This is a genomic window from Roseibium album, assembly GCF_001404515.1.
Taxonomy (GTDB): Bacteria; Pseudomonadota; Alphaproteobacteria; order Rhizobiales; family Stappiaceae; genus Roseibium; species Roseibium album.
On the sequence record NZ_CXWE01000007.1, the window covers coordinates 46,951 to 70,156 of the forward strand.

Below are 23,206 nucleotides of genomic sequence, written 5' to 3' on the forward strand. Positions count from 1 at the left end.
TCTGGAATGACGGCAAACAGGACAAAGAAAATGGCTAGACATCACGGTCAGGACAACCGTGGCCCGTCTCAGCGCCAGCTCAAGGTTGGCGAGACGGTGCGCAAGGAACTGTCCGACATTCTGACGCGCGGCGAATTCTCCGATCCGGATCTGGAAGGCGCAATCGTCACCATTCCGGAAGTGCGCATGACGCCCGACCTGAGAGTGGCGACGTGTCTCGTCATGCCGCTGGGTGGCAAGAACGCGGAAAAAGTTGAAAAGGCACTCAATCGGAGCGCCAAGTATTTGCGCGGGCAGGTTTCCCGCAGGCTGACGATGAAATACATGCCGGACCTGCGTTTCATACTCGACACCCGTTTTGATGACGACGATCGTATCGGAACGCTGCTGCACTCGCCCGAGGTTTCGCGGGATCTGGGAAGCGACGAGATCGCCGAAGACTGATTTGTCGAATGTGACCGCAGCTGTTCGGCGTTGCATACCTGTGCAGGCCAAGATCCGGTAAACACCTTCTGCCTGTAGGTTTTCTGACCTTGCTGAAACAGGCGATTTTGGACCCCGGTCTTTCGCGAGGTTCGAACCGGGATGGCAAACGGGCAACGGGAATGACAATCGCAAGTCGGGCATGCCTGCCTGAACAATTCACCGGTTTTTGAAGCGAACACATGGCACGCCAGAAACAAGTCAAAAGAATAAAGAATCCCATCAACGGCTGGCTGGCGCTGGACAAGCCGTTCGGTATCACGTCGAACGAAGCACTCGGCAAGCTCAAGCGGGTTTTCTCGCCGCAGAAAGTCGGTCACGCGGGTACGCTCGATCCACGCGCGTCGGGCTTGCTGCCTGTTGCCTTCGGAGAGGCAACCAAGACGGTTCCGTTCGTTATGGATGGCCGCAAGGTCTACCGGTTCGAAGTGACCTGGGGTGCCGAGACCGATACGGACGACACCGAAGGTGAAGTGATTGCGACGTCGGAAATTCGCCCGGGGGAGGATGCCATCGCAGCTGTACTTGCCGAATTTACCGGAACGATCATGCAGGTCCCGCCGAAGTTTTCGGCGATCAAGATTGCCGGTGAACGCGCCTATGATCTTGCGCGTGACGGTGCGGAGGTCGTGCTCGAGGCCCGCCCGATCGATGTGCATCGGCTGGATCTTGTCGACTGCCCTGATGAGGACCGTGCAGTGTTCGAAGCAGAATGCGGCAAAGGAACTTATGTACGTGCACTGGCGCGTGATCTGGGGCAGCGTCTGGGGACACGCGGCCACGTTACCGAACTTCGCCGTCTCCTTGTCGGTCCGTTTGGCGAACAGGATCTCGTCAAGCTTGACGAAATTCTCGCGATGGCCGAGGAGCTGGAAGAGGGAGCCGGAGTGGACGCCCTGGTGAATGAGTTTGTCTTGCCCGTGCGCGAGGCCATGGACGAGCTTGTCGAAATACCTGTTTCGCTGGATGATGCGGCCAAAATCCGCAAGGGTATGGCGGTGCTGTTGCGCGGCCGCGAGGCGCCGTTGAATTCGGACGTCGCCTTTGCCAGCCATGCGAATGTTCCGGTCGCGATCGGCTCGATCGACAAGGGCCGCTTCCAGCCGACGCGCGTGTTTCACTTGTAGCGTTGCAATCGGAAGCACCAGGAATACTCAGGTTTTTTTCGGACATCACTGCGATGATTGGTAGATAGCGCGAGACACTAGTTGTTGAAGAACAATCGGGCGCTATTCGCAGTGATCGCCGGACTGCCTTGCAAGAGCGAAAAACAGAATGCGCACCACGTTTCGATGTTTGAATTCGACAGGTTCGCTGTTCAAATCAATCTGGAGCGTGGACAGGTAACCATTGAAGATGTGTCTGACGGATCTTTAGGTGCGCGCAGGAGTTTCGCCGGTCGAAATCGAGGCGGAATTGCAGGAATAATTTTCCCCACCGCAGTTCCAGGACTATGAGATGCTTCTGGTCACTTTGTTCAAAGATTTCCCTAGCTTTTCCCCGTGTTTTCTGCCATATACCGCCGCCATTGGATACTAAGGTCCAATACGTCCGGAAGGATCCTTTGCTGAACGACATCTCGGCTCTGGAAACATTCGGATCTGGCCGGAATTTCGGCGGTTCAACGTGTCCGGTCAACGGACCACCACTCTTTGAAAGGAAGAGCGATGTCGATTACAGCAGAGCGTAAAGCTGAGCTCATGAAGGAATTTGCGACGAAGGAAGGCGATACTGGCTCTCCGGAAGTCCAGGTAGCGATCCTGACAGAGCGCATCAACAACCTGACCGAACATTTTAAAGGGCATGGCAAGGACAACCATTCCCGTCGCGGCCTTCTGAAGATGGTTGCGCAGCGCCGGTCCCTTCTGGACTACACGCGCGGCAAGAGCGAGGAACGTTACAAGTCGCTCATCGAGCGTCTTGGCATCCGCCGCTAAGGTCTGAAAAACGAAGCGCGGTGGGCATGTTCCCGCCGCGTTTTGATTCACAGCGTTTCCTGCAAAGGCGAAAGCCGGTTTTGCGGTTCGGAAATGCATAAGAAAAGTAGCGCGTTTCCAATCGACCGCAAACGCTCTACAGAAGCTTCGTGACAAGTCATGGGGCAGGATTGCCGGCCGCTTTCGGATTCGAACTTTGAAAGCAGCCCGTTGTCTTGCCCGTGACCTGTCCGCCGGTAACCGGCCCATCCGGGGCCGACCGGGAATGTGTCTGTTCGCGATGCTGTACCGAAAGCAGCACTGGACAGGCAAACACGTAAGGACAGATGATGTTTGATATTCATCGTGTGGAAGTCGAGTGGGGCGGACGGCCGCTGATACTCGAAACAGGCAAGGTTGCCCGTCAAGCCGACGGCGCCGTCATGGCGACCTATGGCGAAACCAAGGTACTGGCGACTGTCGTTTCCGCGAAGGCGCCGCGTGCAGGACAGGATTTCTTTCCGCTGACCGTGAACTATCAGGAAAAGGCCTTTGCCGCCGGCAAGATTCCGGGCGGCTACTTCAAGCGCGAAGGCCGGCCGTCGGAGCATGAAACGCTCACCTCCCGCCTGATCGACCGCCCGATCCGCCCGTTGTTTGCAGACGGCTACAAGAACGACACCCAGGTCGTGATCACGGTTTTGTCTCATGACATGGAAAACGCACCGGACATCCTGGCATTGGTTGCAGCTTCCGCCGCACTGACGTTGTCCGGCGTTCCCTTCATGGGTCCGATCGGCGGCGCGCGCGTCGGCTTCATCGACGGCGAGTACGTTCTGAACCCGCCTGTGGACGACATGCCGGAAAGCGCTCTGGACCTTGTTGTGGCCGGCACCAATGACGCTGTTCTCATGGTTGAATCGGAAGCCAGTGAACTCGACGAAGACACCATGCTCGGCGCGGTGATGTTTGGTCACAAGGGTTTCCAGACCGTCATCGATGCGATCATCAAGCTGGCCGAAACAGCAGCCAAGGAACCTCGTGAGCTGTCCATTCCGGATCACTCAGCGCTCTTTGAACAGGTCAAGTCGCTTGCAGCTGAAGAGCTCTCGGCAGCCTACAAGATCACATCAAAGACCGACCGCAAGAATGCGGTAGACGCTGCCAAGGCAAAGGTAGTTGAAGCACTGATCACGAACGCTGCAGAGGGTGAAGCACCTGAGTCCACAGTTCTTGGCGAACAGTTCAAGAAGATGGAAGCAGAGATCGTTCGTGGCGCAATCCTCGACACCAGCACGCGTATCGATGGACGCGACCTTTCCACGGTCCGTGCAATTTCTTCGGAAGTCGGTATCCTGCCCAGGGCGCATGGATCCTCCCTGTTTACCCGTGGCGAGACCCAGGGACTTGTGGTCGCAACGCTGGGGACAGGCGAAGACGAGCAATTCATCGATCTGCTCGAAGGCACCGTGAAGTCCCATTTCATGCTGCACTACAACTTCCCGCCCTATTCCGTCGGAGAGACCGGTCGTATGGGTTCGCCGGGACGCCGTGAAATCGGTCACGGCAAACTGGCCTGGCGTGCGATTAATCCGATGCTGCCGCAGCACCACGATTTCCCTTATACGCTTCGCGTTGTTTCGGAAATCACCGAATCCAACGGTTCTTCGTCGATGGCAACCGTTTGCGGCACCTCTCTTGCACTGATGGATGCCGGTGTGCCGCTCAAGGCGCCGGTCGCCGGTATTGCGATGGGCCTGATCAAGGACGGCGACCGTTATGCGGTTCTTTCCGACATTCTTGGTGATGAAGATCACCTTGGCGACATGGACTTCAAGGTGGCCGGTACCGAGGACGGTATCACGTCGCTCCAGATGGACATCAAGATCGACGGTATCACCGAAGAGATCATGAAAGTCGCTCTGGGTCAGGCCAAGGATGGCCGTATCCATATTCTTGGTGAAATGGCCAAGGCGATCACGGAAGCCCGCTCGGAACTCGGCGAACACGCGCCGCGCATCGAAATGATGAAGATCCCGGTAGACAAGATCCGTGAAGTCATCGGCTCCGGCGGTAAAGTCATTCGTGAAATCGTCGAGAAGACCGGTGCGAAGGTCAATATCGAAGATGATGGTACCGTGAAGATCGCGTCTGCAGATGGCAAGGCTATCAAGGCAGCCGTCAACTGGATCAACTCCATCGCGGCTGAGCCGGAAGTGGGTGTGATCTATGAAGGCACCGTCGTCAAGTGCGTTGACTTCGGCGCATTCGTCAACTTCTTCGGGGCCAAGGACGGCCTGGTGCACATTTCCCAGCTTGCCCCGCGGAAGGTTGGCAAGGTCACCGATGTTGTCAAGGAAGGCGACAAGGTCTGGGTCAAGCTCATGGGCTTCGACGAGCGCGGCAAGGTTCGCCTTTCCATGAAGGTTGTCGACCAGGAAACCGGCAAGGAAATTCCGAAAGAAAACGCCGCCGAATAAGCGGCAATTCTATAAAAAAAGTACGCGCGGGAGAGCTTCTCCCGCGCGTTTTTTGTTGGACTTGCCTTTGAAAAAAATTCAGGTCAACCGGCTTCTTGCGGACACTGTCTCAGATGCAGGTGAACAACACGCATTTGCCTCTGTTGTTGAAGCTGCTATACCCGCTGGCAAACGTCGAACAAGAGGACTGGCATGAGGCAAATGCGCTTGGTTGTCGTAGGTGCAGGCGGTCGGATGGGCCGCGCGCTGACACGGGCCGTGACGGAAATGGCAGGAGCCGAGGTCGTCGCAGGCGTTGAGCGGGAAGGCTCTGAATCTCTGGGTCAGGATGTCGGGGAACTTGCCGGGGTCGGCAATATCGGTGTTCCCATATCCGATGATCCGCTGGCGGCTTTTGCGCAGTCGGACGGTGTTCTGGATTTTACCACGCCCAAAGCGAGCCTCTGGTTCGCCGAATTGTCGGCCCAGGCAAGGATTGTGCATGTCATCGGCACCACAGGCTGGTCTGAAGGCGAGGACGAGCCTTTGAAGGCGGCAGCCCGGCATGCACGCATCATCAAGTCGGGCAACATGAGCCTGGGCGTGAATCTGCTTGCGAACCTTGTGCGCAAGGCCGCTGCTGCGCTGGACTCCGACTTTGACATTGAAGTCCTTGAAATGCATCACAAACACAAGGTCGATGCACCGTCGGGAACGGCCCTCCTGCTGGGGCAGGCAGCAGCGGACGGGCGCGGGATAGACCTCTCGTCTCATTCCGTTCGCTCACGCGACGGTATCATGGATCCGAGAAAGACCGGGGACATCGGCTTTGCGACGTTACGTGGCGGTTCGGTCATTGGCGAACATTCCGTCATCTTCGCCGGCGAAGGCGAGCGCATCGAATTGACCCATCGTTCGGAAGACCGGCAGTTGTTTGCACGCGGTGCCGTGAAGTCTGCGTTATGGGGATTTGACCAGAAACCCGGATTTTATTCGATGGCCGATGTTCTCGGCCTCAATGCATAACAGTGAATTTAGGGAGAAAGGCATGGAGCGCCTTCTTGTGCTTGTCCGCCACGGGCAGAGCGAATGGAATTTGAAAAACCTTTTCACCGGCTGGAAAGACCCTGGTTTGACGGAGCAGGGAGTTACTGAAGCCCACAAGGCCGGTCAGCAACTCAGGGACCTGAAGCTGACATTCGATATTGCGTTCACGTCCGTTCTGTCGCGTGCACAAAGAACGCTGGACATCATGCTGGAAGAACTTGGCCAGACCGGTCTGGAAACACTCAAGGACCAGGCTCTGAACGAGCGCGACTACGGTGACCTGACGGGCATGAACAAGGACCAGGCCCGCGAGGAGTTCGGCGAGGAACAAGTTCACATCTGGCGGCGGTCCTACGATGTCCCGCCTCCGGGCGGTGAAAGCCTGAAAATGACCGCGGAACGGGTTCTGCCCTACTACAAGTCTGAAATCCTTCCCAGGGTGCTGGAGGGCAAACGCACGCTCGTGTCCGCCCACGGCAATTCTCTCAGGTCGCTGATCATGGAACTGGAAAACCTGAGTCCCGAGGAAATTCTCAAGCGCGAACTTGGAACCGGAACACCGATCGTCTACCGCATTGACGAAAATGGCGGTGTGCTGAGTGTCCAGGATCTGGCGGACTGATCTGAACTGGAAAATTTGGAAAAAAGGCGGTCGTTGCGACCGCCTTTTTTGTGTCAGACTTCGAAACCACCCTGGGCGGCAACGTTCTTCAGGGGTTTTTCCGGCCGGGCGCCAACATGGCTGATCACGTTTGCAGCACACAGGCAGCCGAGCTCCGCCGCGTCGCCGAGCTTGTAGTCCCGAGCAAGGCCGAACAGGAAACCGGACGCGAAAAGGTCGCCGGCTCCGGTCAGGTCCACCACATTGTCGACCTCCCGCGCGGACACTTTCACTGTTTCGTTCCGGTCAAACGCCATTGCCCCGTTTTCCCCGAGCGTAAGGGCGGTCAGGGCACCCGAATCCCGTGCCGCCGCAATCGCAGTGTCCAGATCCCCGGTCTCGTAGAGCGCCTTGAGTTCGTGTTCGTTCGCGAACATCAGGTCGACGACCTTGTCTGTCAAAAGCGCCTGGAATTCGCTTCGATACCGGTCGACACAAAATGAATCGGAAAGTGTGATTGCAACCTTGCGGCCATTTGCATGGGCGACGTCAGCTGCTTTCAGGAATGCCTTCTTCGCTTCTTCCGGGTCCCACAGATATCCTTCCATGTAGGTAACTGCGGAGGCCGCCACGACCGTCTCGTCGACGTCTGACGTGCCGAATTCGACGCAGGCACCAAGATAGGTATTCATGGTCCGTTCGCCGTCCGGCGTGATCAGGATCATGGAGCGAGCGGTCGGGTTGCCGTCGATCAACCGGGGCGTGTTGAAATAAACGCCCGTGCCATTCATGTCATGAGAGTAGCTGTCACCGAGTTCGTCTTGAGCAACCTTTCCGAAATAGGCGGGGTTGCCGCCCAGAGAGGCAATGCCTGCGGCCGTGTTGCCGGCGCTCCCGCCGGAAATGCGCACGGTCTGTCCCATCTTGTCGAAAAGCCGTACGGCTTCTTCCGTATCGATCAGGCGCATCGAGCCCTTGACCAGGTTTTCCCGGACAAGGAAGTCTTCCTCGACATGGGCGAACACGTCGCAGATAGCATTGCCGATGCATAGCGCATCAAATTTCACTTCGGTCATGAATACCTCTGTTTTCGACTGCCGGTGCAGTCTCAGGAATGGGGATTGGGTCGCAGGGCGCGATTGGCTTCCGGTTCCTTGATCTTGTCGCGGAACGGACTGGCACGGTAGACGCCGAGAACGTTGAGTTCGGCGCAGAAGAAGGCAAGTTCTTCCATTGCAAGGCTCACCGCAGGGTCTTCGGGGTGACCTTCCACGTCGGCATAGAACATGGAAGCGAAAAACTGTCCTTCCAGCTGGTAGGATTCCAGTTTGGTCATGTTGACGCCGTTGGTCGCAAATCCTCCGAGTGCCTTGTAGAGCGCAGCCGGTACGTTGCGAACTCGGAAGATGAATGTCGTGATGACCGATTGACCGTTATGTGCTGCTTCGAGCTTTTCACGCGACAGGATCACGAAGCGGGTCGTGTTGTGAGCCGCGTCCTCAACGTCCCTGCGCAAGATATCAAGGCCATAGATTTCCGCCGCCATTTCGGGGGCGAGCGCAGCCACTGTCGGATCGTCGAGTTCCGCGACCTGGCGGGCAGATCCTGCCGTATCACCTCCGACGACGGCCTTCAGGCCAAGTTCCCGAATGATGTTCCGGCACTGTCCGAGTGCATGGATGTGGCTCTGGACTTTTTCAAGCGTTTCCAGGTTCGTTCCGCTGGTCGCCATGAGCTGAAAGCGAATCGGCATGAAATATTCGCCGATAATGTGCAGATTAGACTTGGGGAGAAGGTGGTGAATATCGGCAACGCGACCGGCAACCGAGTTTTCGATCGGAATCATGGCAAGATCTGCCGAACCGTCCGCCATTGAGGAAAAGCAGTCTTCGAAGGTGGCACAGGGGATCGCCTCATAGTCGGGGTAAACGCTGCGGCAGGCCATGTGGGAATTGGCCCCGGTTTCTCCCTGAAATACTATTCTCTTTCTGTCTGTCATCGATCTGTTCGCATTTTCGGCAATCTGGTTCATAGGGTCTGGTAGGCCGCACGGGCACGTTCCAGGTCTTCAGGTGTGTTCACATCCATGGGGGCGCTGTCAATGACTGACACGTCAATCCGCATCCCCGCTTCAAGAGCGCGCAACTGTTCCAGCTTCTCGCGAAGCTCGAGTGGCGACGGGGCAAGTTTCACGAAACGGTCGAGCGCGGTTCTGCGATAGGCGTAGATCCCGACGTGCTGGAAGAGTGGACCGTCGCCGCCCGGCGCCGTTGTGCGCGTGAAATAGAGCGCCTTGTGTTGTCCTTGACCGTTGGGTGTCGTGACGGCCTTCACGAAACTGGGGTCCTGCCGGAACCTCGGATCGGTAATTTCGGTCATTATCGTGCCAATCGAGACGTCCGGTATTGCCAGCGGGACGAAGGCGGCGCGAATCGCATTCGGCTCGATGAGCGGCACATCACCCTGCACATTCAGGATGACGTCGAAGCGGTTTTCCGGATCCAGAAGGTCGGCAGCCTCCTGAATACGGTCAGAACCTGAAACGTGATCGGTTCTGGTCATGACAGCCCGGCCACCATGATCCATGACGGCATCTGCGATCTCCTTGTCATCGCAGGCAACCGCTACCGGGCCGATATCGGATTGTTGCGCTTGCTCGAGAACGCGCACGATCATTGGTTTTCCGCAGATGTCGGCAAGAATTTTCCGTGGCAGGCGCGAAGCTGCAAGTCGTGCTGGAATTATCACCAGTGCTGAAGTCAATCGGGTCTCCATTTGGCCGGTCAGACTGTATTTCGTGTGAAAAAGACCTGCCGCGTCCGTTTGTCGTATCTGTTGTCCTTTTAAAGCTATGGACAGCAAGGTCAAAAAATTTGTAGGTTCCGGCGACTTTATAGAAGCTGATAGGGTCCGTTGCCATGGCTGCGGGCCCGGGCGCGTATGAGCTTGGAGCCGGAGAGAATGGATTCCTTCACGCTGAACAAGGCCGCTGGTGCGGTTCTGATGGTTCTTATTCTGACAATGGGTGTTGGGATCGTATCCGACATCATCTTTCACCCGACGATCCCCGGCAAGCCGGGCTACGAGATCGTGCTGGAGTCTTCACCGGATGCAACGTCGACTGTGGAAGCAGAACCTGACGTCGTGCCGATTTCAGAGCGCTTGATCGCTGCGTCCGCCACGGACGGTGCGAACGTTGCAAAGAAATGCACCGCATGTCACACGTTTGATGATGGCGGTGCCAACAGGGTCGGTCCGGCCCTTTGGGACATCGTGGGTCGCAAGCCTGGTGGCCACGAGGGTTTCCGTTATTCCTCGGCCATGACCGCTTACGGTGATGAAAATGCCGAATGGACATACGAGTCCCTGGACAACTTTCTGGCAGCGCCGAAAAAGTACATAAATGGCACGTCGATGGGTTTTGCCGGACTTCGCAAACCTGAAGACCGTGCCAACATGATTGCCTATCTCAGGGAGCAATCAGGCGCGCCGAAGCCGCTGCCGGCGGAATAGCAAGCCGGTTGAATGCCTGCGAATAATCTGGAAAGCCGGGTGAATAGCCCGGCTTTTTGTTTGGATTATAAGAAAATTTAACGAAGTTCGGGTTCCGTAGTAGGGTGACGTCTCGGCTGACGTCGGACAGGGGCCATATGGGCAGACGGCTGACGGGAAAATTTGCATTCACGTCCAATGGAGCCTGGGTGGCCTCCGTTGTAGCGATCATTTGTTTTCTGACAGGCATAGCCGTCACCGCACATGTCGGTCTTCTGGTTCGCAACGAACTTGTTTCCCAGCACAAGCAGACCGTCAGGACCGAATTGTCCGAGGCGCGAGCGCGGCTGGAAGGTGAAATCAGCCGCATTGTTGCGCATGGCCTGGGGTTCAGGGCTTTCCTTGCAGAGTTCAATGACAGGCCTTTTGTGCCCGCTGACTATCAGAATATCGCCAATGAACTGTTCGCGGAAAATCCCGCGATCAGGTCGATTGGGCTGGCTCCGGGCAATATTGTCCGGGCTGTATACCCGATGGAGCCGAACCAGGCAGCGCTTGGCCTGGATTATCGGTCGAACGCTTCGCAGTGGCCGGCGGTCGAACGGGCCATGAATTCAAGAGAAACCGTAATCAGCGGCCCGTTGCAGCTTGTGCAGGGCGGCCGCGCGCTCCTGATACGGATACCGGTCTATCCCGCGGCATTTGCGGACCAGCCTCTGAAGGATCGCAGCTATTGGGGTGTTGCCACGCTCGCTCTCGACGAAGAAACGCTGATGCAGGCCTCGGGCATCAATGCGGTGGTAAACGGAACCAGCTTGTCCATCGTTGATGGGGACGCAGGTGACGCGGCCTCAAAGGTTCTGTTCGGAAATCTGCCGCCCGAAGGAACGGATTTTGTTTCACTGCCGCTGTTTCTGCCCGGAGGACTGAACTGGAAACTTCTGGGCTACCCGAAGGAAGGCTGGTCGAGTACGGGCAAGCAGGTGTGGATCACACAGTTTGTCGGCAGTCTGATCTCGTTGATATTCGGTGTAATGGCATTCCTTCTGATCAGTGAAATCTACAAGGTCAGATCAATGGCACTGCATGATCCGCTGACTGGACTTGCCAACAGGCGCCTTCTCGAAGAGCGCATGTATCAACTTGCGGCCATGTGTGAGCGATCCGGTGTCGGATTCGAGATATTTTACGTGGACCTGGATGCTTTCAAGCCGGTCAACGACAACTATGGCCACTCGGTTGGTGATCAGCTCCTGATAGCGGTCGGTGACCGGTTGCAGAGCCAGACACGGCAATATGATACCGTTGCAAGAGTTGGCGGTGATGAATTTATCGTCCTGACCCCCGGGAGCATGCGGCGGCTTGAAAGGGAGGCTTTTGTGACACGCTTGTCGGAGCGCGTTTCAAAGGATTTCGAGTTCTCGGGGACCTTCATTGACGTCAGGGCGAGCATCGGAAGTGCCAGCTTTCCAAAGGACGCGATGACAGTCGAGGATCTGCTGCGTGTAGCAGACGGACGCATGTATGCTCAGAAGGCCAAATCCAAGCAGGCATCAGCTGACATTCGCGAAGACGGCGTTCCCCAAGCCGGTTAAATTTCTGTCATAATGGAAACCAGCACGTGACGTTTGACCGACCGGTCCCTACACTGGTCTCAAAGCGGCCCTATAAATTTGGGGGCAGTGAGATGGAACGGCACGGAGAAACCGATAGTGATTGGACGGCGCGCATGGAAAGCGACGGCTGCAATAGCAGTTTTCGCGGGTGTTTTATCTGTCACGGCCCTGGCCGCTTTGCCGGCAAAAGCGGAAGAGCCTGAATGGCATCATGCATCGGCCCTGAACGGTACTCCCAAATACGCAGCCGACGTTCCACATTTCGATTACGTCAACCCCGAAGCACCCAAGGCTGGGTCGGTGCGCCTTGCCAGCCGAGGCGGGTTTGACACGTTTAACATCGTTCCACCCAAGGGAAACATCGCTCCCGGCATCCAGAATATTTACGAGAACCTTATGGAGCCCTCTCTGGATGAAGACGACATCAGCGCCCAATACGGCGCGCTTGCAGATGCCGTCAGGTTTCCGGACGACTATTCATGGGTGGAATATCGGCTGAATCCCGAGGCCAAATGGCACGATGGCGAGCCTGTGACGGCCGAAGACGTGATCTGGTCGTTCGAAAAATGGATAGAACTCAACCCGCAAAGAAAGTTTTATTTCCAAAACGTGACAAGTGCCGAACCTGTTGGTGACAGTGTTGTCAGGTTCACGTTCGACACAATCGGCAATCGGGAACTGCCGAAGATCATGGGGCAACTGTTCATTCTGCCGAAACACTGGTGGGAGGGTACAAATGAAAAGGGTGAAAAGCGCGATATTTCCAAAGGATCCCTTGAAGCGCCTCTCGGGTCTGGCCAGTACCGGATCAAAGACTTTTCCCCGAACAGAAGCGTGACCTATGAACGGGTCGAGGACTATTGGGGCAAGGATCTGCCAATCAGGGTCGGAACCGGCAACTTCGACGAGCTTCGCTATATCGTTTTTCTCGACGATTCTGTTCAGTTTGAAGCCTTCAAGGGCGATCAGTACGACTATCATGTCGAGCGCAGTTCCAGCCAATGGGCAAAACGCTACAACTTTCCTGCGATCGAGGATGGCCGGGTGGTCAAGGAAGTTTTTCCGGACAAATCCTCCGGTGTCATGCAGGGCTTCTTCCTGAACCTGCGCCGCGACAAATTTCGAGATCCGGACGTTCGCCGGGCACTGAACTATGCCTACGATTTCGAAACCACAAACAAGATCGTCTCTGCAAACCTTCTGAAGCGAATCAATTCCTATTTTTCCGGAACGGAACTTGCCTCTTCAGGATTGCCTGAGGGCAAGGAGCTGGAAATTCTCGAGGAAGTCAGGGACCAGGTTCCGCCTGAAGTCTTTACCGAGGAGTTCAAGAACCCGATTGGCGGCGATCCGCGCAAGGTCAGAACCAATCTGCGCGAGGCCGTCAATCTGTTCCGCAAGGCCGGGTACGAGCTGAAAGATCGCAAGATGATCGATCCGGCGACAGGTGAACAGCTAAGCATCGAGTTTCTCTATCGCGACAAGGGAGCCGAGCGCACATTGTTGCCTTACGCCAAGAACCTGGAAGCGATCGGGGTGAAGCCGATCCTGCGCATTGTCGATCCGTCGCAATTCATCAACCGCATTCGCAGCCGGGATTTCGATGCCACGACACTTGCAATCGGTCAGTCGCTGTCGCCCGGCAACGAGCAGCGTGAATACTGGGGAACGGAAGCAGCCGACAATCCGAGCTCGGCAAACTACATGGGCATCAAGAACCCGGCGGTGGATCATCTGATCGACAAGATCATCTTTGCCGAGGATCGCGAGACGCTTGTCGCGGCGACCCATGCATTGGACCGGGTGCTCCTGTGGAACCACTATCTGGTACCTCAGTTCTACACCGATGAAACCAGGACAGCCCGCTGGAACCGCTTCGGTCACCCGGAGGAAATGCCGGAATTCAGCACAGGGTTCCCGGCAATATGGTGGTACGATCAGGCGTTGGCCGACAAGACGGGAGCAGCCAGATGAGCAACACGTCTACGCCCTCGCGCCGGCAACTCCTGAAACTGACCGGAGCTGCCGCCGTTGCCGCCTCCGTCCCGTTCGTGCCAGGTGTGACCCGGCTGGCATCCGGAACCGAGACCGGTCAGGCCCGTCACGGTCTCTCCGTGTTCGGTGATCTGAAATACGCTCCGGATTTCACCCATTTCGACTATGCCAACCCGGAAGCCCCGCAAGGTGGAAAATTCATCTTTACGGCGCCGTCATGGGGATACAATCAGAATCCTCTGACCTACAACACCTTCAATTCCTTTATCCTCAAAGGCGATGCGCCGCCGCGCATGGAACTGTGTTTCGACACACTCATGGTGCGCGCGTTCGACGAGCCGGACGCAATGTACGGACTGGTCGCCGAAACCGTCGAGATTTCCGAAGACGGAAACACCTACATATTCAACCTGCGGCCTGAAGCCAGATTTCATGATGGCTCCAAGCTGACCGCCGAGGATGTCGCGTTTTCGCTGATGTTGCTGAAGGGAGACGGGCATCCCCAGATCAGTCAGAACATTCAGGAGCTTCAGGATACGGAGGTTCTGGACGAGCACCGTGTGGCAGTTCATTTCACCGGAAATCAGTCGCGCCAGATGCCGCTTTTCGTGGCTGCCTTGCCCATATTCTCCAAGAGATATTATACGCGTTACGACTTCAGCCAGAGTACCCTGACGGCTCCGCTGTCGTCAGGCGCCTACAAGGTCGGCAAACACGCTGTCGGCCGCTATGTCGAGTATCAGCGCTTTCCCGACTATTGGGGCAACGACCTGCCGGTCCTGAAGGGCCAGAAGAATTTCGACATCGTCCGCATAGATTTCTACCGCGATCGCCAGGTGTCCTTCGAAGCCTTCAAGAAAGGCGAGATGAACTACCGAGAAGAGTTCTTTTCGAAGATCTGGGCGTCCGAATACAATTTTCCCGCTTTTGAGGAAGGCCGCGTCGTCAAACGGGAGTTTCCCGACGGTCGCCCCTCCGGTGCACAAGGATGGTTCATCAACACGCGGCGCGAAAAATTCAAGGATCCGGATGTCCGGCGTGCGCTCAGCTACGCTTTCGATTTCGAGTGGTCGAACAAGAACCTGTTCTTTGGTGTCTATCAGCGGACACAGTCATTCTTTGAAAATTCCGAGATGAAGGCGGAAGGAATGCCTGGACCGCAAGAGCTGAAGCTCTTGGATCCATTTCGCGATCAGCTCCCTGAAAGCGTTTTCGGCGAGCCCTACATTCAGCCGGTCAGCAACGGTTCGGGAAGTGACCGAAGCCTGCTGCGTGAAGCCGGCAGGTTGTTCAAGCAGGCGGGTTTTGAACGGCAGGGCAGTGAGTTGATCGGACCTGACGGCACCCAGTTGACCATCGAGTTCCTGAACAACTCGCCGTCATTCAAACGCATCATACTGCCATACATCAAGAACCTCGAAAGACTGGGGATCAAGGCTACGTTCCGGCTCGTTGATGCGGCCCAATACCAGTCTCGCCTGAACGACTACGATTTCGACATCTGTTCGCGCCGGTATTCGCTGACACCGACGCTGTCGGAGACGATCAGGACATTTTGGGGATCGGAAGCGGCGAAGATACCGGGAACCAGTAACATTGCCGGGATCTCCGATCCGGTGATCGACGCGCTTCTGGACAAGGCGCTCGAAGCGCAGACGCGCGAGGACATGAACGTTGCGGCCAGAGCGCTCGATCGCGTGCTCAGATCCGGACACTACTGGGTGCCGCAATGGACCAAACCGATCCACACGGTCGCCTTGTGGGATATGTTCGGATATCCCGCCGAGCCGCCACGCTACGATTTTCCCGTAGAAGATCTGTGGTGGATAGATCAGGAAAAAGCGGAAAAACTCGGCAAAGCCGGTTAATCTTCCAGGATGACCTGAGCCCGCTTCAGAAGGCCAAAGAAAAGGGAACGCACAAACCCCATGGGCGCCTATATCCTTCGCCGATTGCTGTTGATGATACCGACGCTGGTCGGGATCATGGCGGTCAATTTCGTGATTATCCAATTCGCTCCCGGCGGTCCGGTCGAACGTGTCATCGCGCAATTGCAGGGAACAGACGTATCTGCCAGTTCGCGAATTGGCGGCGGAGGCAGCGATTTTGCCGGTACCGGCAATGATGCCTCGGGTGGGTCAGGCTCGGCGGCTGACAGCGTCACGTCAAAATACCGTGGCGCGCAAGGCCTTGACCCGGAGTTCATCGCGCAGCTTGAAAAGCAATTCGGGTTCGACAAGCCACCTCTGGAGCGTTTTTTGACCATGCTCTGGAATTATGCCCGTTTCGACTTCGGTGAGAGCTACTTCCGGGACATAGACATTCTAGACCTGATCAAGGAAAAGCTCCCGGTTTCGGTGTCCCTTGGCCTATGGATCACTTTCATTTCCTACATCGTTTCCATCCCGCTCGGCATTCGAAAGGCGGTGAGTGACGGATCGCGCTTCGATGTCTGGACATCGGGCGTGATCGTTGTGGGATACGCTATTCCCGGCTTCCTTTTTGCGATCCTGCTGATCGTTCTGTTCGCCGGAGGAACCTTCTGGGACATATTCCCGCTAAGAGGGCTTGTATCCGACAATTGGTCGGAACTGTCCTGGCCCGAGCGGATCGTGGACTATCTGTGGCATCTGGTGCTGCCATTGACCGCGATGGTACTTTCCGCTTTCGCAACGACGACCCTTTTGACGAAAAACTCGTTTCTTGATGAAATCAGAAAGCAATATGTGGTCACGGCGCGCGCCAAGGGGCTGACGGAAAAACAGGTTCTCTACGGCCACGTCTTCAGAAATGCCATGCTGATCATCGTCGCCGGTTTTCCGGGGGCATTTATCTCAGCCTTCTTTGCCGGTTCCCTGTTGATCGAGACGGTCTTCGCGCTGGATGGGCTCGGTCTTCTCGGGTTTGAGTCCGTCCTGGGTCGGGATTACGCGGTGGTTTTTGCGATCGCCTATATCTTCGGTCTGATGGCCCTGGTCATCGGTCTGATTTCAGACCTCACCTACACCTGGATCGATCCCCGGATCGACTTTGAGAGCAGGGAGGTCTGATCCATGGATTCGCAAGCTCGCGACGAGTTGGAAACCGCCGGATACGATGTCTACAATCCCTTGCCGGAGGAAACGGTTCCGCCACCGGTGAAGATGCGCATGTCGCCCATCAACCAGCGGCGTCTGGCAAACTTCAAGGCAAACAAGCGCGGCTACTGGTCGCTTTGGATTTTTCTGGTCCTGTTCGTCCTGACGCTTTTTGCGGACTTTCTGGCGAATGATCGGCCGGTGCTGGTCTATTTCAAGGGCGATTTCCTGTTCCCGACCGTGATCGACTACCCCGAAGACAGGTTTTATGACGACGAGCTGGCATTGGCGGTGACCGACTATCGGGATCCCTTTATCCAGGACCTGATCAACGAGGACGGCTGGATGATCTGGCCGCCGGTGCGCTACAACTACAGAACCGTCAATCGGGAAATACCCACCACGGCGCCAACGCCTCCGTCCTGGACGATGGACAAGGAAACCCGCTGCAAGCAGTACCCGCTGGGCGTTGATGATCCGAACTGCATCATCGGAAACTGGAACTGGCTTGGAACGGATGACCAGGCGCGTGATGTGCTGGCCCGTGTGATCTACGGATTCAGGGTGTCGGTTCTCTTCGGGCTTGTCCTGACACTCGCATCATCGGTCATCGGCATCGCGGCAGGTGCGGTACAGGGCTACTACGGCGGCCTGATTGACCTTCTCTCGCAGCGATTCATCGAAATCTGGACCGCAGTGCCCTCCCTTTACCTGATCATGATCGTATCCTCGTTTTTCATACCCGGGTTCTGGACCCTGTTCCTGATCCTGCTGGCGTTTTCCTGGGTTGCGCTTGTTGGTGTCGTTCGGGCTGAATTCCTCAGGGGAAGAAACTTCGAATATATTGCGGCGGCGCGTGCACTGGGTGTCTCCAACCCGGTCATCATGTGGCGACATCTGTTGCCCAACGCCATGGTCGCAACGCTCACCTTCATGCCCTTCATTTTGAATGGATCGATCTCCACGCTGACCGCACTCGACTTTCTCGGATTCGGCCTTCCGGCGGGTTCGGCATCCCTCGGCGAAATGATGGCACAGGGCAAGAACAACCTGAGCGCACCCTGGTTAGGCATTTCCGGATTTGTGGTGATCTCCTTGATGCTCAGTCTGCTGATCTTTATCGGTGAGGCCGTGCGCGATGCGTTCGACCCACGCAAAACGTTGGCTTGAGAGGGTGAACATGACTGACAAGGCCCTCATTTCCGTAAAAGACCTGTCGGTCGCCTTTACCCAGGGCGACGAAAAAACGCTGGCAGTCGACCGGATTTCCTTCGATATCAAAAAAGGCGAAACAGTTGCTCTTGTCGGTGAAAGCGGATCCGGAAAGTCCGTGACCGCACTTTCGGTCCTGAAACTGCTTCCCTATCCCTCGGCCTCACACCCCACAGGTGAAATCCTGATGAACGGTCAGGATATGCTGAAGGCAGATGACAGCGAAATGCGCAAGATCCGCGGCAACGCTGTTTCGATGATTTTTCAGGAACCGATGACATCGCTCAATCCGCTTCATTCGGTCGAACGGCAGATATCGGAAATCCTGAAGATACACCGTGGCATGGGTGAGACGCAGGCGCGTCAGCGGGTGCTGGAGTTGCTCAACCAGGTCGGCATCCGCGAACCGGAAAAGAGACTCAAGTCGTTTCCGCACCAGCTTTCCGGCGGTCAGCGTCAACGCGTCATGATTGCGATGGCGCTCGCCAATGAGCCGGAACTCCTGATTGCCGATGAACCGACAACGGCGCTCGACGTTACCGTCCAGGCGCAGATCCTGGAGCTTCTGAAGCAGATCCAGCGCCAGCAGGGCATGGCCATGCTGTTCATCACGCACGACCTGGGCATCGTGAGGAAGTTCTCGGACCGCGTCTGTGTCATGACCGACGGCAAGATCGTCGAACAGGGGCCGGTCGCCGACATTTTCGAGCGCCCGCAACACGATTACACGAAACACCTGCTTGCCGCTGAGCCGAAAGGCGAGCCGCCGGCAACAGACAATTCCAAACCGATCGTTGTGCAGGCGGATGATTTGAAGGTCTGGTTTCCGGTCAAGCGGGGACTGTTGCGCAAGACAGTCGATCACATCAAGGCGGTCGACGGCATCGATGTGAAGGTGAGGCAGGGCCAGACTCTCGGCATTGTCGGCGAAAGCGGGTCCGGCAAGACGACACTCGGCCTTGCCATCCTTAGGATGATTTCCTCGACCGGCCGTATTTCCTTCAGCGGTCAGGACATCCAGGAAAATTCCTGGAAGGAGATGCGCCCCCTGCGGCGCGACATGCAAATCGTGTTTCAGGACCCGTTCGGAGCGCTCTCGCCCCGCATGTCGGTCGCCGATATTGTCGGCGAAGGTCTCAAGGTGCATTTTCCGCGTATTTCTGCTGAAGAACGGGACCGCAAGGTTGCCTCAACACTTGAGGAAGTTGGACTGGACGCGTCGACCCGCAATCGATATCCGCATGAATTTTCCGGTGGCCAGCGTCAGCGCATTTCGATCGCACGCGCCATGGTTCTGGAGCCGAAATTCGTGATGCTGGATGAACCCACCTCTGCGCTCGACATGAGCGTGCAGGCCCAGGTCGTCGATCTGCTCAGGGACCTTCAGAAAGCGCATGGCCTTGCTTATCTGTTCATCTCGCACGATCTCAAGGTGGTGCGTGCCCTTGCCAACGAAGTGATCGTGATGCGGCAGGGCAAGGTCGTGGAGTCCGGTCCCTCGGAACAGATTTTCGACGCGCCGCAGACCGACTATACCAAGGCCCTGATGGCAGCCGCATTCCGTCTGGAAACTGCTCCGGAAGGCGTGGTGAACGCCTGACACCATCGTTCAATTCATCTCCGGCAGTTCCGGTTTGTCACAAGGGAGGAGACCCGGTGTGTCTGCGTCTGGTGCATCGGCCATGACTTCCACCAGGTCAACATCCCGCATCAACGGAACATAGCTGCCGAGTTCTGACGTCTTCAGATAAGTGCTCACCGGAATTTTTCCCGGCATTTGCCGGGAGACACGGCATCCTGACACGCTGACCGACATGTTTCCTTCCATCGTTTCGCGTTCTGCTTTTGACTTCGATAGCATGAACTCCTGGAAGCTTCTGAAAAACGCGATGTTTTCAGGCGGAATCCGGTAAATGCCGATCCGCGTGCCGTCTTTTAGTTCCGCGCCGAGTTCTGCCTTTTCTGCATTTGATAACATTTCCTCGAAAGCGACTTTTTCCTCCAGCACCAGCACGCCGTCTGATTTCGTCCTGACCGTAAGGTGCATTCCGGCGGCGCCCTCGGGAATATTGATACTGTCTGGATATCGGACCGCCACACGAATGCCGTCCGGGTCGGTCTTGAGCAGATCGAAATCTCTCAATTTGACCATGGTGGCCAACGGAACATGACTGCAGGCCGCAGCCAAAAGTCCCAGGAGGGGAAGCAGCAGAAGGATCCTGAGGACCATTCTGGTCTTTGAATGCGGGAAAGGCATTGATCGAATCCGTGGTTGGGTGTTTCTTCAGGCGCTGAAATTCGCCGGGATACGTTGGCAAAACAGGTTCGTCCGTGTTTCTGATTGCCTGGACGGTCAGTCGGGACTGAATTGTGTGGATCAGCGGCAGGGTCGAACCGGGTCGGCATTCGTCGCCAGGTCGCCTGACGGCACGTTGCGCAGGTCATAATCCGTCGCAAGAGCAACAAAGTCTGAAAACTCGGAAGACTTCAGGAAAGTGGAAATCAACATTTGACCGGTATCGTCCGGGTCGAGCTTGCAGCCGGTAACGTCGATGGACAGCGACCCGGCGATTTCGTCCCGGCGCGTTTCGGGCAATGTCAGGAATTTTGCCTGCAGCGCCCTTATCTTGCTGATCTGGCGGTCCGGTATCCGGTAGATCGAAACCAATCCATTCTGGCTGTTTGCCAACTTCGCAGCGTCTGCTGTGGCCGTCGTCTTTTGCAAAAAGACTTTCTTCTCTTTGAGGACACGGCCATTTTTTCTGTCCGTCATCACAACCAGCATTTTGACCCCCTTTTCGGGAACCTTGAGTCGTTCTGAATGGCGGACCGCAATCCGGAACAGTTCGGGGTCAGTCGTTGCGGGATTGAATTTGTCCAGTTCGCTGCTGTGAACCGGAGACGCAAAAAGAACAGCAAGGCTTGCGGCAATCAACAGGGATCCGGTGCGCGCCGACCGTGTCGCACGCTGAAACATCAATTTAAGCATCTGGAATTCTCTATCTTTGATCGATAGTGATTAATTATCGTAAAACAATAATAATTAAAAGCAAAAAGTTTTAAAATCGCGAAATCAAATACTAGTGCCGAGTGCGGGAGCCGGCTCGGTCATTCAAAACCGGAATGTTGCAGGGTTTTCGTTGACCATTCGCGAGGCCATGACCCGATCAGTCAGAACCTGGTCGGAGCCATCAACTGACTGGTCCGTCTTGAAGGCACCGGCAGGCTTCAGCCAAGCTGGGAACGGGTCTGTTGACCGATCGATCGTTGCAGATAGTCAAGACATTCTTCCTGACCCATCGGTTCTGAGAAAAAGTAGCCTTGACCCAATCTTGCTCCGGTCAGTTGGGCCAGGTCGAGTTGAGCGCGAGTCTCAATGCCCTCAACGACAACTTCCTTGTTCAGGCCTTTTGCCATCTCGACAATTTTCAGGAACAAAAAGTGCTTTTCGTTGTCTGTGGTGATGTCCTGCAAGAACGACCGGTCGATCTTGATTTCGTCGAAGACCAGCTGTTGCAGATAGCGCAGCGAAGAATACCCGACCCCGAAATCGTCGAGTGCGACGCGGACGCCACTGGCCCGCAGACGGCTCAGGCTTTCGTTCGCGGAAGCAACATTTTCCACAAGAACACTTTCGGTGACTTCGATCGTCAGGTGGTTTGGAGGCAGGCCGGCCTGTTTCAGGCACTGGACAATCTTCTCGGCTATGTGAGGCGAGCGGAAACCAAGCGCAGAGACATTCGAGCTGATCCTGACAGGGGCACAGATCTGGCTGGAGGCAGTCGCGGCGAAACGGGCGCCCTTCGTGAGAGTGGCGAGGTCCAGGTCGAGAATGGAGCCGGTTTCTTCCGCGACCCTGACGAATTCGCTTGGAGACACGCATTTTGAATCCAGATCCCACCGGGCAAGGGCCTCAAGTTCGACGGGCCTTCCACTGGCAAGACAGATTTTTGGCTGAAATGCGACCTGCAACTCGTCGTGCTGGATCGCCTGTGCAAGAGCTTTTGTTATGAGGGTACGCCGGTTCAGGTCCCTGAGGATATGATCATTGAATTGGCAGTATTGATTCTTGCCGCCGTCTTTCGCCGCATAAAGCGCCGCGTCGGCATATTTCAGCAATCCGGTCGTGTCCTCAAGGTATCCCATGCCGCAAGCCGAGAGGCCGACCGAGCAGCTGGGATGGATTGAGAATCCGTTGTGGTTCACTTCACAGCGCAAGAATTCGACGATTCTCGATCCGAGAGACTGCATGGAGGGAAACTGATCGGACTGCGGGACAATCAAAGCGAACTCATCGCCTCCGAAGCGCGCGGCCAGGCCGCCGCTTTCGACAGCGATTTGCCTTAGTCGCGTTCCAACGGCAACCAGCAATGCATCCCCTGCATCGTGGCCCATTGTGTCGTTGATGGATTTGAAATCGTCTAGATCGACCAGCGCAAGAAAGAACCCGGTTTCAAGATGCTCCGAGCACAACGCCTGAAGCCTGTCCATGAATACCGAACGTCTGGCAAGACCGGTGAGCGAATCGTGCGACAGCACGAAATTTGAATGAGCCTCGGCTTCCCGCCTTTGCCGTTCCAGCTTGACCTGGCCTTCAAGTTCTACAATCGAGCGGGTTCGACGGTTTTCGCGGATTGCGAGCAACTGGTAGCCAAGTATCAGGAGGCCGAATGCAACGCCAGAATAGGCAAGGCTTCTGGCGACATAACCCGTGAGGTCGGATTCGACGACAAATGCCCCCATGACGTCTCCGGCCTGGTAGACGTCTTCACCGAGTTCACGGTTGTGGCAGGAAACACAAACCTCCGACGAGGCGAATGTCGGGAAGATGGATCGGCCTATGACTTTCGAGTTTTCGAAACGAAGTTCTTCGTGGATGGCCGCATCGTTGTGCCTGGCAATCTGCGAAATTTGTTCTGCAACATGAGGGCTGGTTTCGCTGAAGCCAAGCTCGCGACCCGGAAGACCGGGGACCCGTATTTTCATGGGAGCGTGCGTTGTGTCTCCCAGCCTTGATTGCAGAAAATTCTCCAGTCCCATGCGGCGGAACGCTGCCGGTAGCGGCATTCCCTCAGAGTGAGAATTTGCATATTGTTTCACGAAGGCTTCGGAAAGCTGGACGATCCGGGCACGATCATCAGCTTCAGTGCGGCTGAACTCCCACAGGGAAACGGCAAAGAATGAAAGTGCAAGAATGAGTGCTCCGGCAAATACGAGCGCGGCGGACCCAAGGGACTGTTGCCGTAATTGTCTCATTGACATCCCGTATCGCAGATGTTTGGAGCAGATTACCGCACACTACATATTC

At 56.1% G+C, this 23,206-nt stretch carries 19 protein-coding genes; 13 read left to right on the top strand and 6 right to left on the bottom strand.

Annotated elements, in window-relative coordinates; translation table 11 throughout:
• Positions 1 to 30 precede the first annotated feature (30 nt).
• From rbfA to LA5095_RS22690, 6 genes are all read left to right on the top strand, one after another.
• Positions 31 to 444: a 30S ribosome-binding factor RbfA gene (rbfA, locus tag LA5095_RS22660; protein ID WP_055119731.1), complete on the top strand. Its 414-nt coding sequence runs from the start codon at positions 31 to 33 to the stop codon at positions 442 to 444.
• Between the two features lie 221 nt (positions 445 to 665).
• Positions 666 to 1,610 (top strand): tRNA pseudouridine(55) synthase TruB, encoded by a 945-nt coding sequence (gene truB, locus LA5095_RS22665; RefSeq protein ID WP_055119148.1) that lies wholly within the window; start codon positions 666 to 668, stop codon positions 1,608 to 1,610.
• Between the two features lie 540 nt (positions 1,611 to 2,150).
• Positions 2,151 to 2,420, top strand: a complete 270-nt coding sequence (gene rpsO, locus LA5095_RS22675) for a 30S ribosomal protein S15 (protein ID WP_055119153.1) — start codon at positions 2,151 to 2,153, stop codon at positions 2,418 to 2,420.
• A gap of 329 nt (positions 2,421 to 2,749) precedes the next feature.
• Positions 2,750 to 4,879, top strand: coding sequence for a polyribonucleotide nucleotidyltransferase (pnp, locus tag LA5095_RS22680; protein WP_055119734.1), 2,130 nt, complete (start codon positions 2,750 to 2,752; stop codon positions 4,877 to 4,879).
• A gap of 192 nt (positions 4,880 to 5,071) precedes the next feature.
• A complete protein-coding gene (dapB, locus tag LA5095_RS22685; RefSeq protein WP_055119155.1) occupies positions 5,072 to 5,884 on the top strand; it encodes a 4-hydroxy-tetrahydrodipicolinate reductase in 813 nt (270 codons plus the stop codon).
• Positions 5,885 to 5,906: 22 nt separating this feature from the next.
• The gene (locus LA5095_RS22690) at positions 5,907 to 6,527 is read left to right on the top strand and encodes a 2,3-bisphosphoglycerate-dependent phosphoglycerate mutase (RefSeq protein ID WP_055119157.1); all 621 of its coding nucleotides are present in this window, start codon (positions 5,907 to 5,909) and stop codon (positions 6,525 to 6,527) included.
• 53 nt (positions 6,528 to 6,580) lie between these two features.
• On the opposite strand, the gene LA5095_RS22695 is transcribed toward LA5095_RS22690, so the two are convergent.
• Genes LA5095_RS22695 through LA5095_RS22705 form a run of 3 tightly spaced genes read right to left on the bottom strand, consistent with a single transcriptional unit; the run spans position 6,581 to position 9,281 of the window.
• Positions 6,581 to 7,582, bottom strand: coding sequence for an adenosine kinase (locus LA5095_RS22695; protein ID WP_055119160.1), 1,002 nt, complete (start codon positions 7,580 to 7,582; stop codon positions 6,581 to 6,583).
• A gap of 32 nt (positions 7,583 to 7,614) precedes the next feature.
• A complete protein-coding gene (locus tag LA5095_RS22700; protein ID WP_055119736.1) occupies positions 7,615 to 8,505 on the bottom strand; it encodes a prephenate dehydratase in 891 nt (296 codons plus the stop codon).
• Positions 8,506 to 8,534: 29 nt separating this feature from the next.
• Positions 8,535 to 9,281 (bottom strand): 3-deoxy-manno-octulosonate cytidylyltransferase, encoded by a 747-nt coding sequence (locus LA5095_RS22705; RefSeq protein ID WP_055119162.1) that lies wholly within the window; start codon positions 9,279 to 9,281, stop codon positions 8,535 to 8,537.
• 186 nt (positions 9,282 to 9,467) lie between these two features.
• Here LA5095_RS22705 and LA5095_RS22710 point away from each other — a divergent pair, with 186 nt between their 5' ends.
• From LA5095_RS22710 to LA5095_RS22740, 7 genes are all read left to right on the top strand, one after another.
• On the top strand, positions 9,468 to 10,019 hold the full coding sequence (locus LA5095_RS22710) for a c-type cytochrome (RefSeq protein WP_055119163.1): 552 nt from the start codon (positions 9,468 to 9,470) through the stop codon (positions 10,017 to 10,019).
• A 188-nt stretch (positions 10,020 to 10,207) separates the two neighbouring features.
• Complete coding sequence (locus LA5095_RS22715) at positions 10,208 to 11,593, top strand: diguanylate cyclase (RefSeq protein WP_208992831.1); 1,386 nt, start codon at positions 10,208 to 10,210, stop codon at positions 11,591 to 11,593.
• A gap of 114 nt (positions 11,594 to 11,707) precedes the next feature.
• Positions 11,708 to 13,588: an extracellular solute-binding protein gene (locus LA5095_RS22720; RefSeq protein ID WP_055119738.1), complete on the top strand. Its 1,881-nt coding sequence runs from the start codon at positions 11,708 to 11,710 to the stop codon at positions 13,586 to 13,588.
• Complete coding sequence (locus tag LA5095_RS22725) at positions 13,585 to 15,477, top strand: extracellular solute-binding protein (RefSeq protein WP_055119167.1); 1,893 nt, start codon at positions 13,585 to 13,587, stop codon at positions 15,475 to 15,477. Before LA5095_RS22720 ends, LA5095_RS22725 begins: the two co-directional genes overlap by 4 nt.
• Positions 15,478 to 15,537: 60 nt before the next feature.
• Positions 15,538 to 16,659, top strand: coding sequence for a microcin C ABC transporter permease YejB (locus tag LA5095_RS22730; protein WP_055119169.1), 1,122 nt, complete (start codon positions 15,538 to 15,540; stop codon positions 16,657 to 16,659).
• A 93-nt stretch (positions 16,660 to 16,752) separates the two neighbouring features.
• Positions 16,753 to 17,856, top strand: coding sequence for an ABC transporter permease (locus tag LA5095_RS22735; RefSeq protein WP_208992845.1), 1,104 nt, complete (start codon positions 16,753 to 16,755; stop codon positions 17,854 to 17,856).
• A 10-nt stretch (positions 17,857 to 17,866) separates the two neighbouring features.
• Positions 17,867 to 19,498, top strand: a complete 1,632-nt coding sequence (locus tag LA5095_RS22740) for an ABC transporter ATP-binding protein (RefSeq protein ID WP_055119173.1) — start codon at positions 17,867 to 17,869, stop codon at positions 19,496 to 19,498.
• A 9-nt stretch (positions 19,499 to 19,507) separates the two neighbouring features.
• Here the strand turns inward: LA5095_RS22740 and LA5095_RS22745 are convergent, their stop codons facing one another.
• From LA5095_RS22745 to LA5095_RS22755, 3 genes are all read right to left on the bottom strand, one after another.
• On the bottom strand, positions 19,508 to 20,128 hold the full coding sequence (locus tag LA5095_RS22745) for a hypothetical protein (RefSeq protein ID WP_055119175.1): 621 nt from the start codon (positions 20,126 to 20,128) through the stop codon (positions 19,508 to 19,510).
• Positions 20,129 to 20,275: 147 nt separating this feature from the next.
• On the bottom strand, positions 20,276 to 20,887 hold the full coding sequence (locus LA5095_RS22750) for a hypothetical protein (protein ID WP_144436114.1): 612 nt from the start codon (positions 20,885 to 20,887) through the stop codon (positions 20,276 to 20,278).
• A 239-nt stretch (positions 20,888 to 21,126) separates the two neighbouring features.
• On the bottom strand, positions 21,127 to 23,154 hold the full coding sequence (locus LA5095_RS22755; RefSeq protein WP_055119180.1) for a putative bifunctional diguanylate cyclase/phosphodiesterase: 2,028 nt from the start codon (positions 23,152 to 23,154) through the stop codon (positions 21,127 to 21,129).
• Positions 23,155 to 23,206: the final 52 nt, after the last annotated feature.

Excerpts from the sequence above, each read along its gene's own strand:
- rbfA (WP_055119731.1), top strand. The coding sequence starts at position 31 with ATGGCTAGACATCACGGTCAGGACAACCGTGGCCCGTCTCAGCGCCAG.
- truB (WP_055119148.1), top strand. The coding sequence starts at position 666 with ATGGCACGCCAGAAACAAGTCAAAAGAATAAAGAATCCCATCAACGGC.
- rpsO (WP_055119153.1), top strand. The coding sequence starts at position 2,151 with ATGTCGATTACAGCAGAGCGTAAAGCTGAGCTCATGAAGGAATTTGCG.
- pnp (WP_055119734.1), top strand. The coding sequence starts at position 2,750 with ATGTTTGATATTCATCGTGTGGAAGTCGAGTGGGGCGGACGGCCGCTG.
- dapB (WP_055119155.1), top strand. The coding sequence starts at position 5,072 with ATGAGGCAAATGCGCTTGGTTGTCGTAGGTGCAGGCGGTCGGATGGGC.
- LA5095_RS22690 (WP_055119157.1), top strand. The coding sequence starts at position 5,907 with ATGGAGCGCCTTCTTGTGCTTGTCCGCCACGGGCAGAGCGAATGGAAT.
- LA5095_RS22695 (WP_055119160.1), bottom strand. The coding sequence starts at position 7,582 with ATGACCGAAGTGAAATTTGATGCGCTATGCATCGGCAATGCTATCTGC.
- LA5095_RS22700 (WP_055119736.1), bottom strand. The coding sequence starts at position 8,505 with ATGACAGACAGAAAGAGAATAGTATTTCAGGGAGAAACCGGGGCCAAT.
- LA5095_RS22705 (WP_055119162.1), bottom strand. The coding sequence starts at position 9,281 with ATGGAGACCCGATTGACTTCAGCACTGGTGATAATTCCAGCACGACTT.
- LA5095_RS22710 (WP_055119163.1), top strand. The coding sequence starts at position 9,468 with ATGGATTCCTTCACGCTGAACAAGGCCGCTGGTGCGGTTCTGATGGTT.
- LA5095_RS22725 (WP_055119167.1), top strand. The coding sequence starts at position 13,585 with ATGAGCAACACGTCTACGCCCTCGCGCCGGCAACTCCTGAAACTGACC.
- LA5095_RS22730 (WP_055119169.1), top strand. The coding sequence starts at position 15,538 with ATGGGCGCCTATATCCTTCGCCGATTGCTGTTGATGATACCGACGCTG.
- LA5095_RS22735 (WP_208992845.1), top strand. The coding sequence starts at position 16,753 with ATGCGCATGTCGCCCATCAACCAGCGGCGTCTGGCAAACTTCAAGGCA.
- LA5095_RS22740 (WP_055119173.1), top strand. The coding sequence starts at position 17,867 with ATGACTGACAAGGCCCTCATTTCCGTAAAAGACCTGTCGGTCGCCTTT.
- LA5095_RS22745 (WP_055119175.1), bottom strand. The coding sequence starts at position 20,128 with ATGGTCCTCAGGATCCTTCTGCTGCTTCCCCTCCTGGGACTTTTGGCT.
- LA5095_RS22750 (WP_144436114.1), bottom strand. The coding sequence starts at position 20,887 with ATGCTTAAATTGATGTTTCAGCGTGCGACACGGTCGGCGCGCACCGGA.
- LA5095_RS22755 (WP_055119180.1), bottom strand. The coding sequence starts at position 23,154 with ATGAGACAATTACGGCAACAGTCCCTTGGGTCCGCCGCGCTCGTATTT.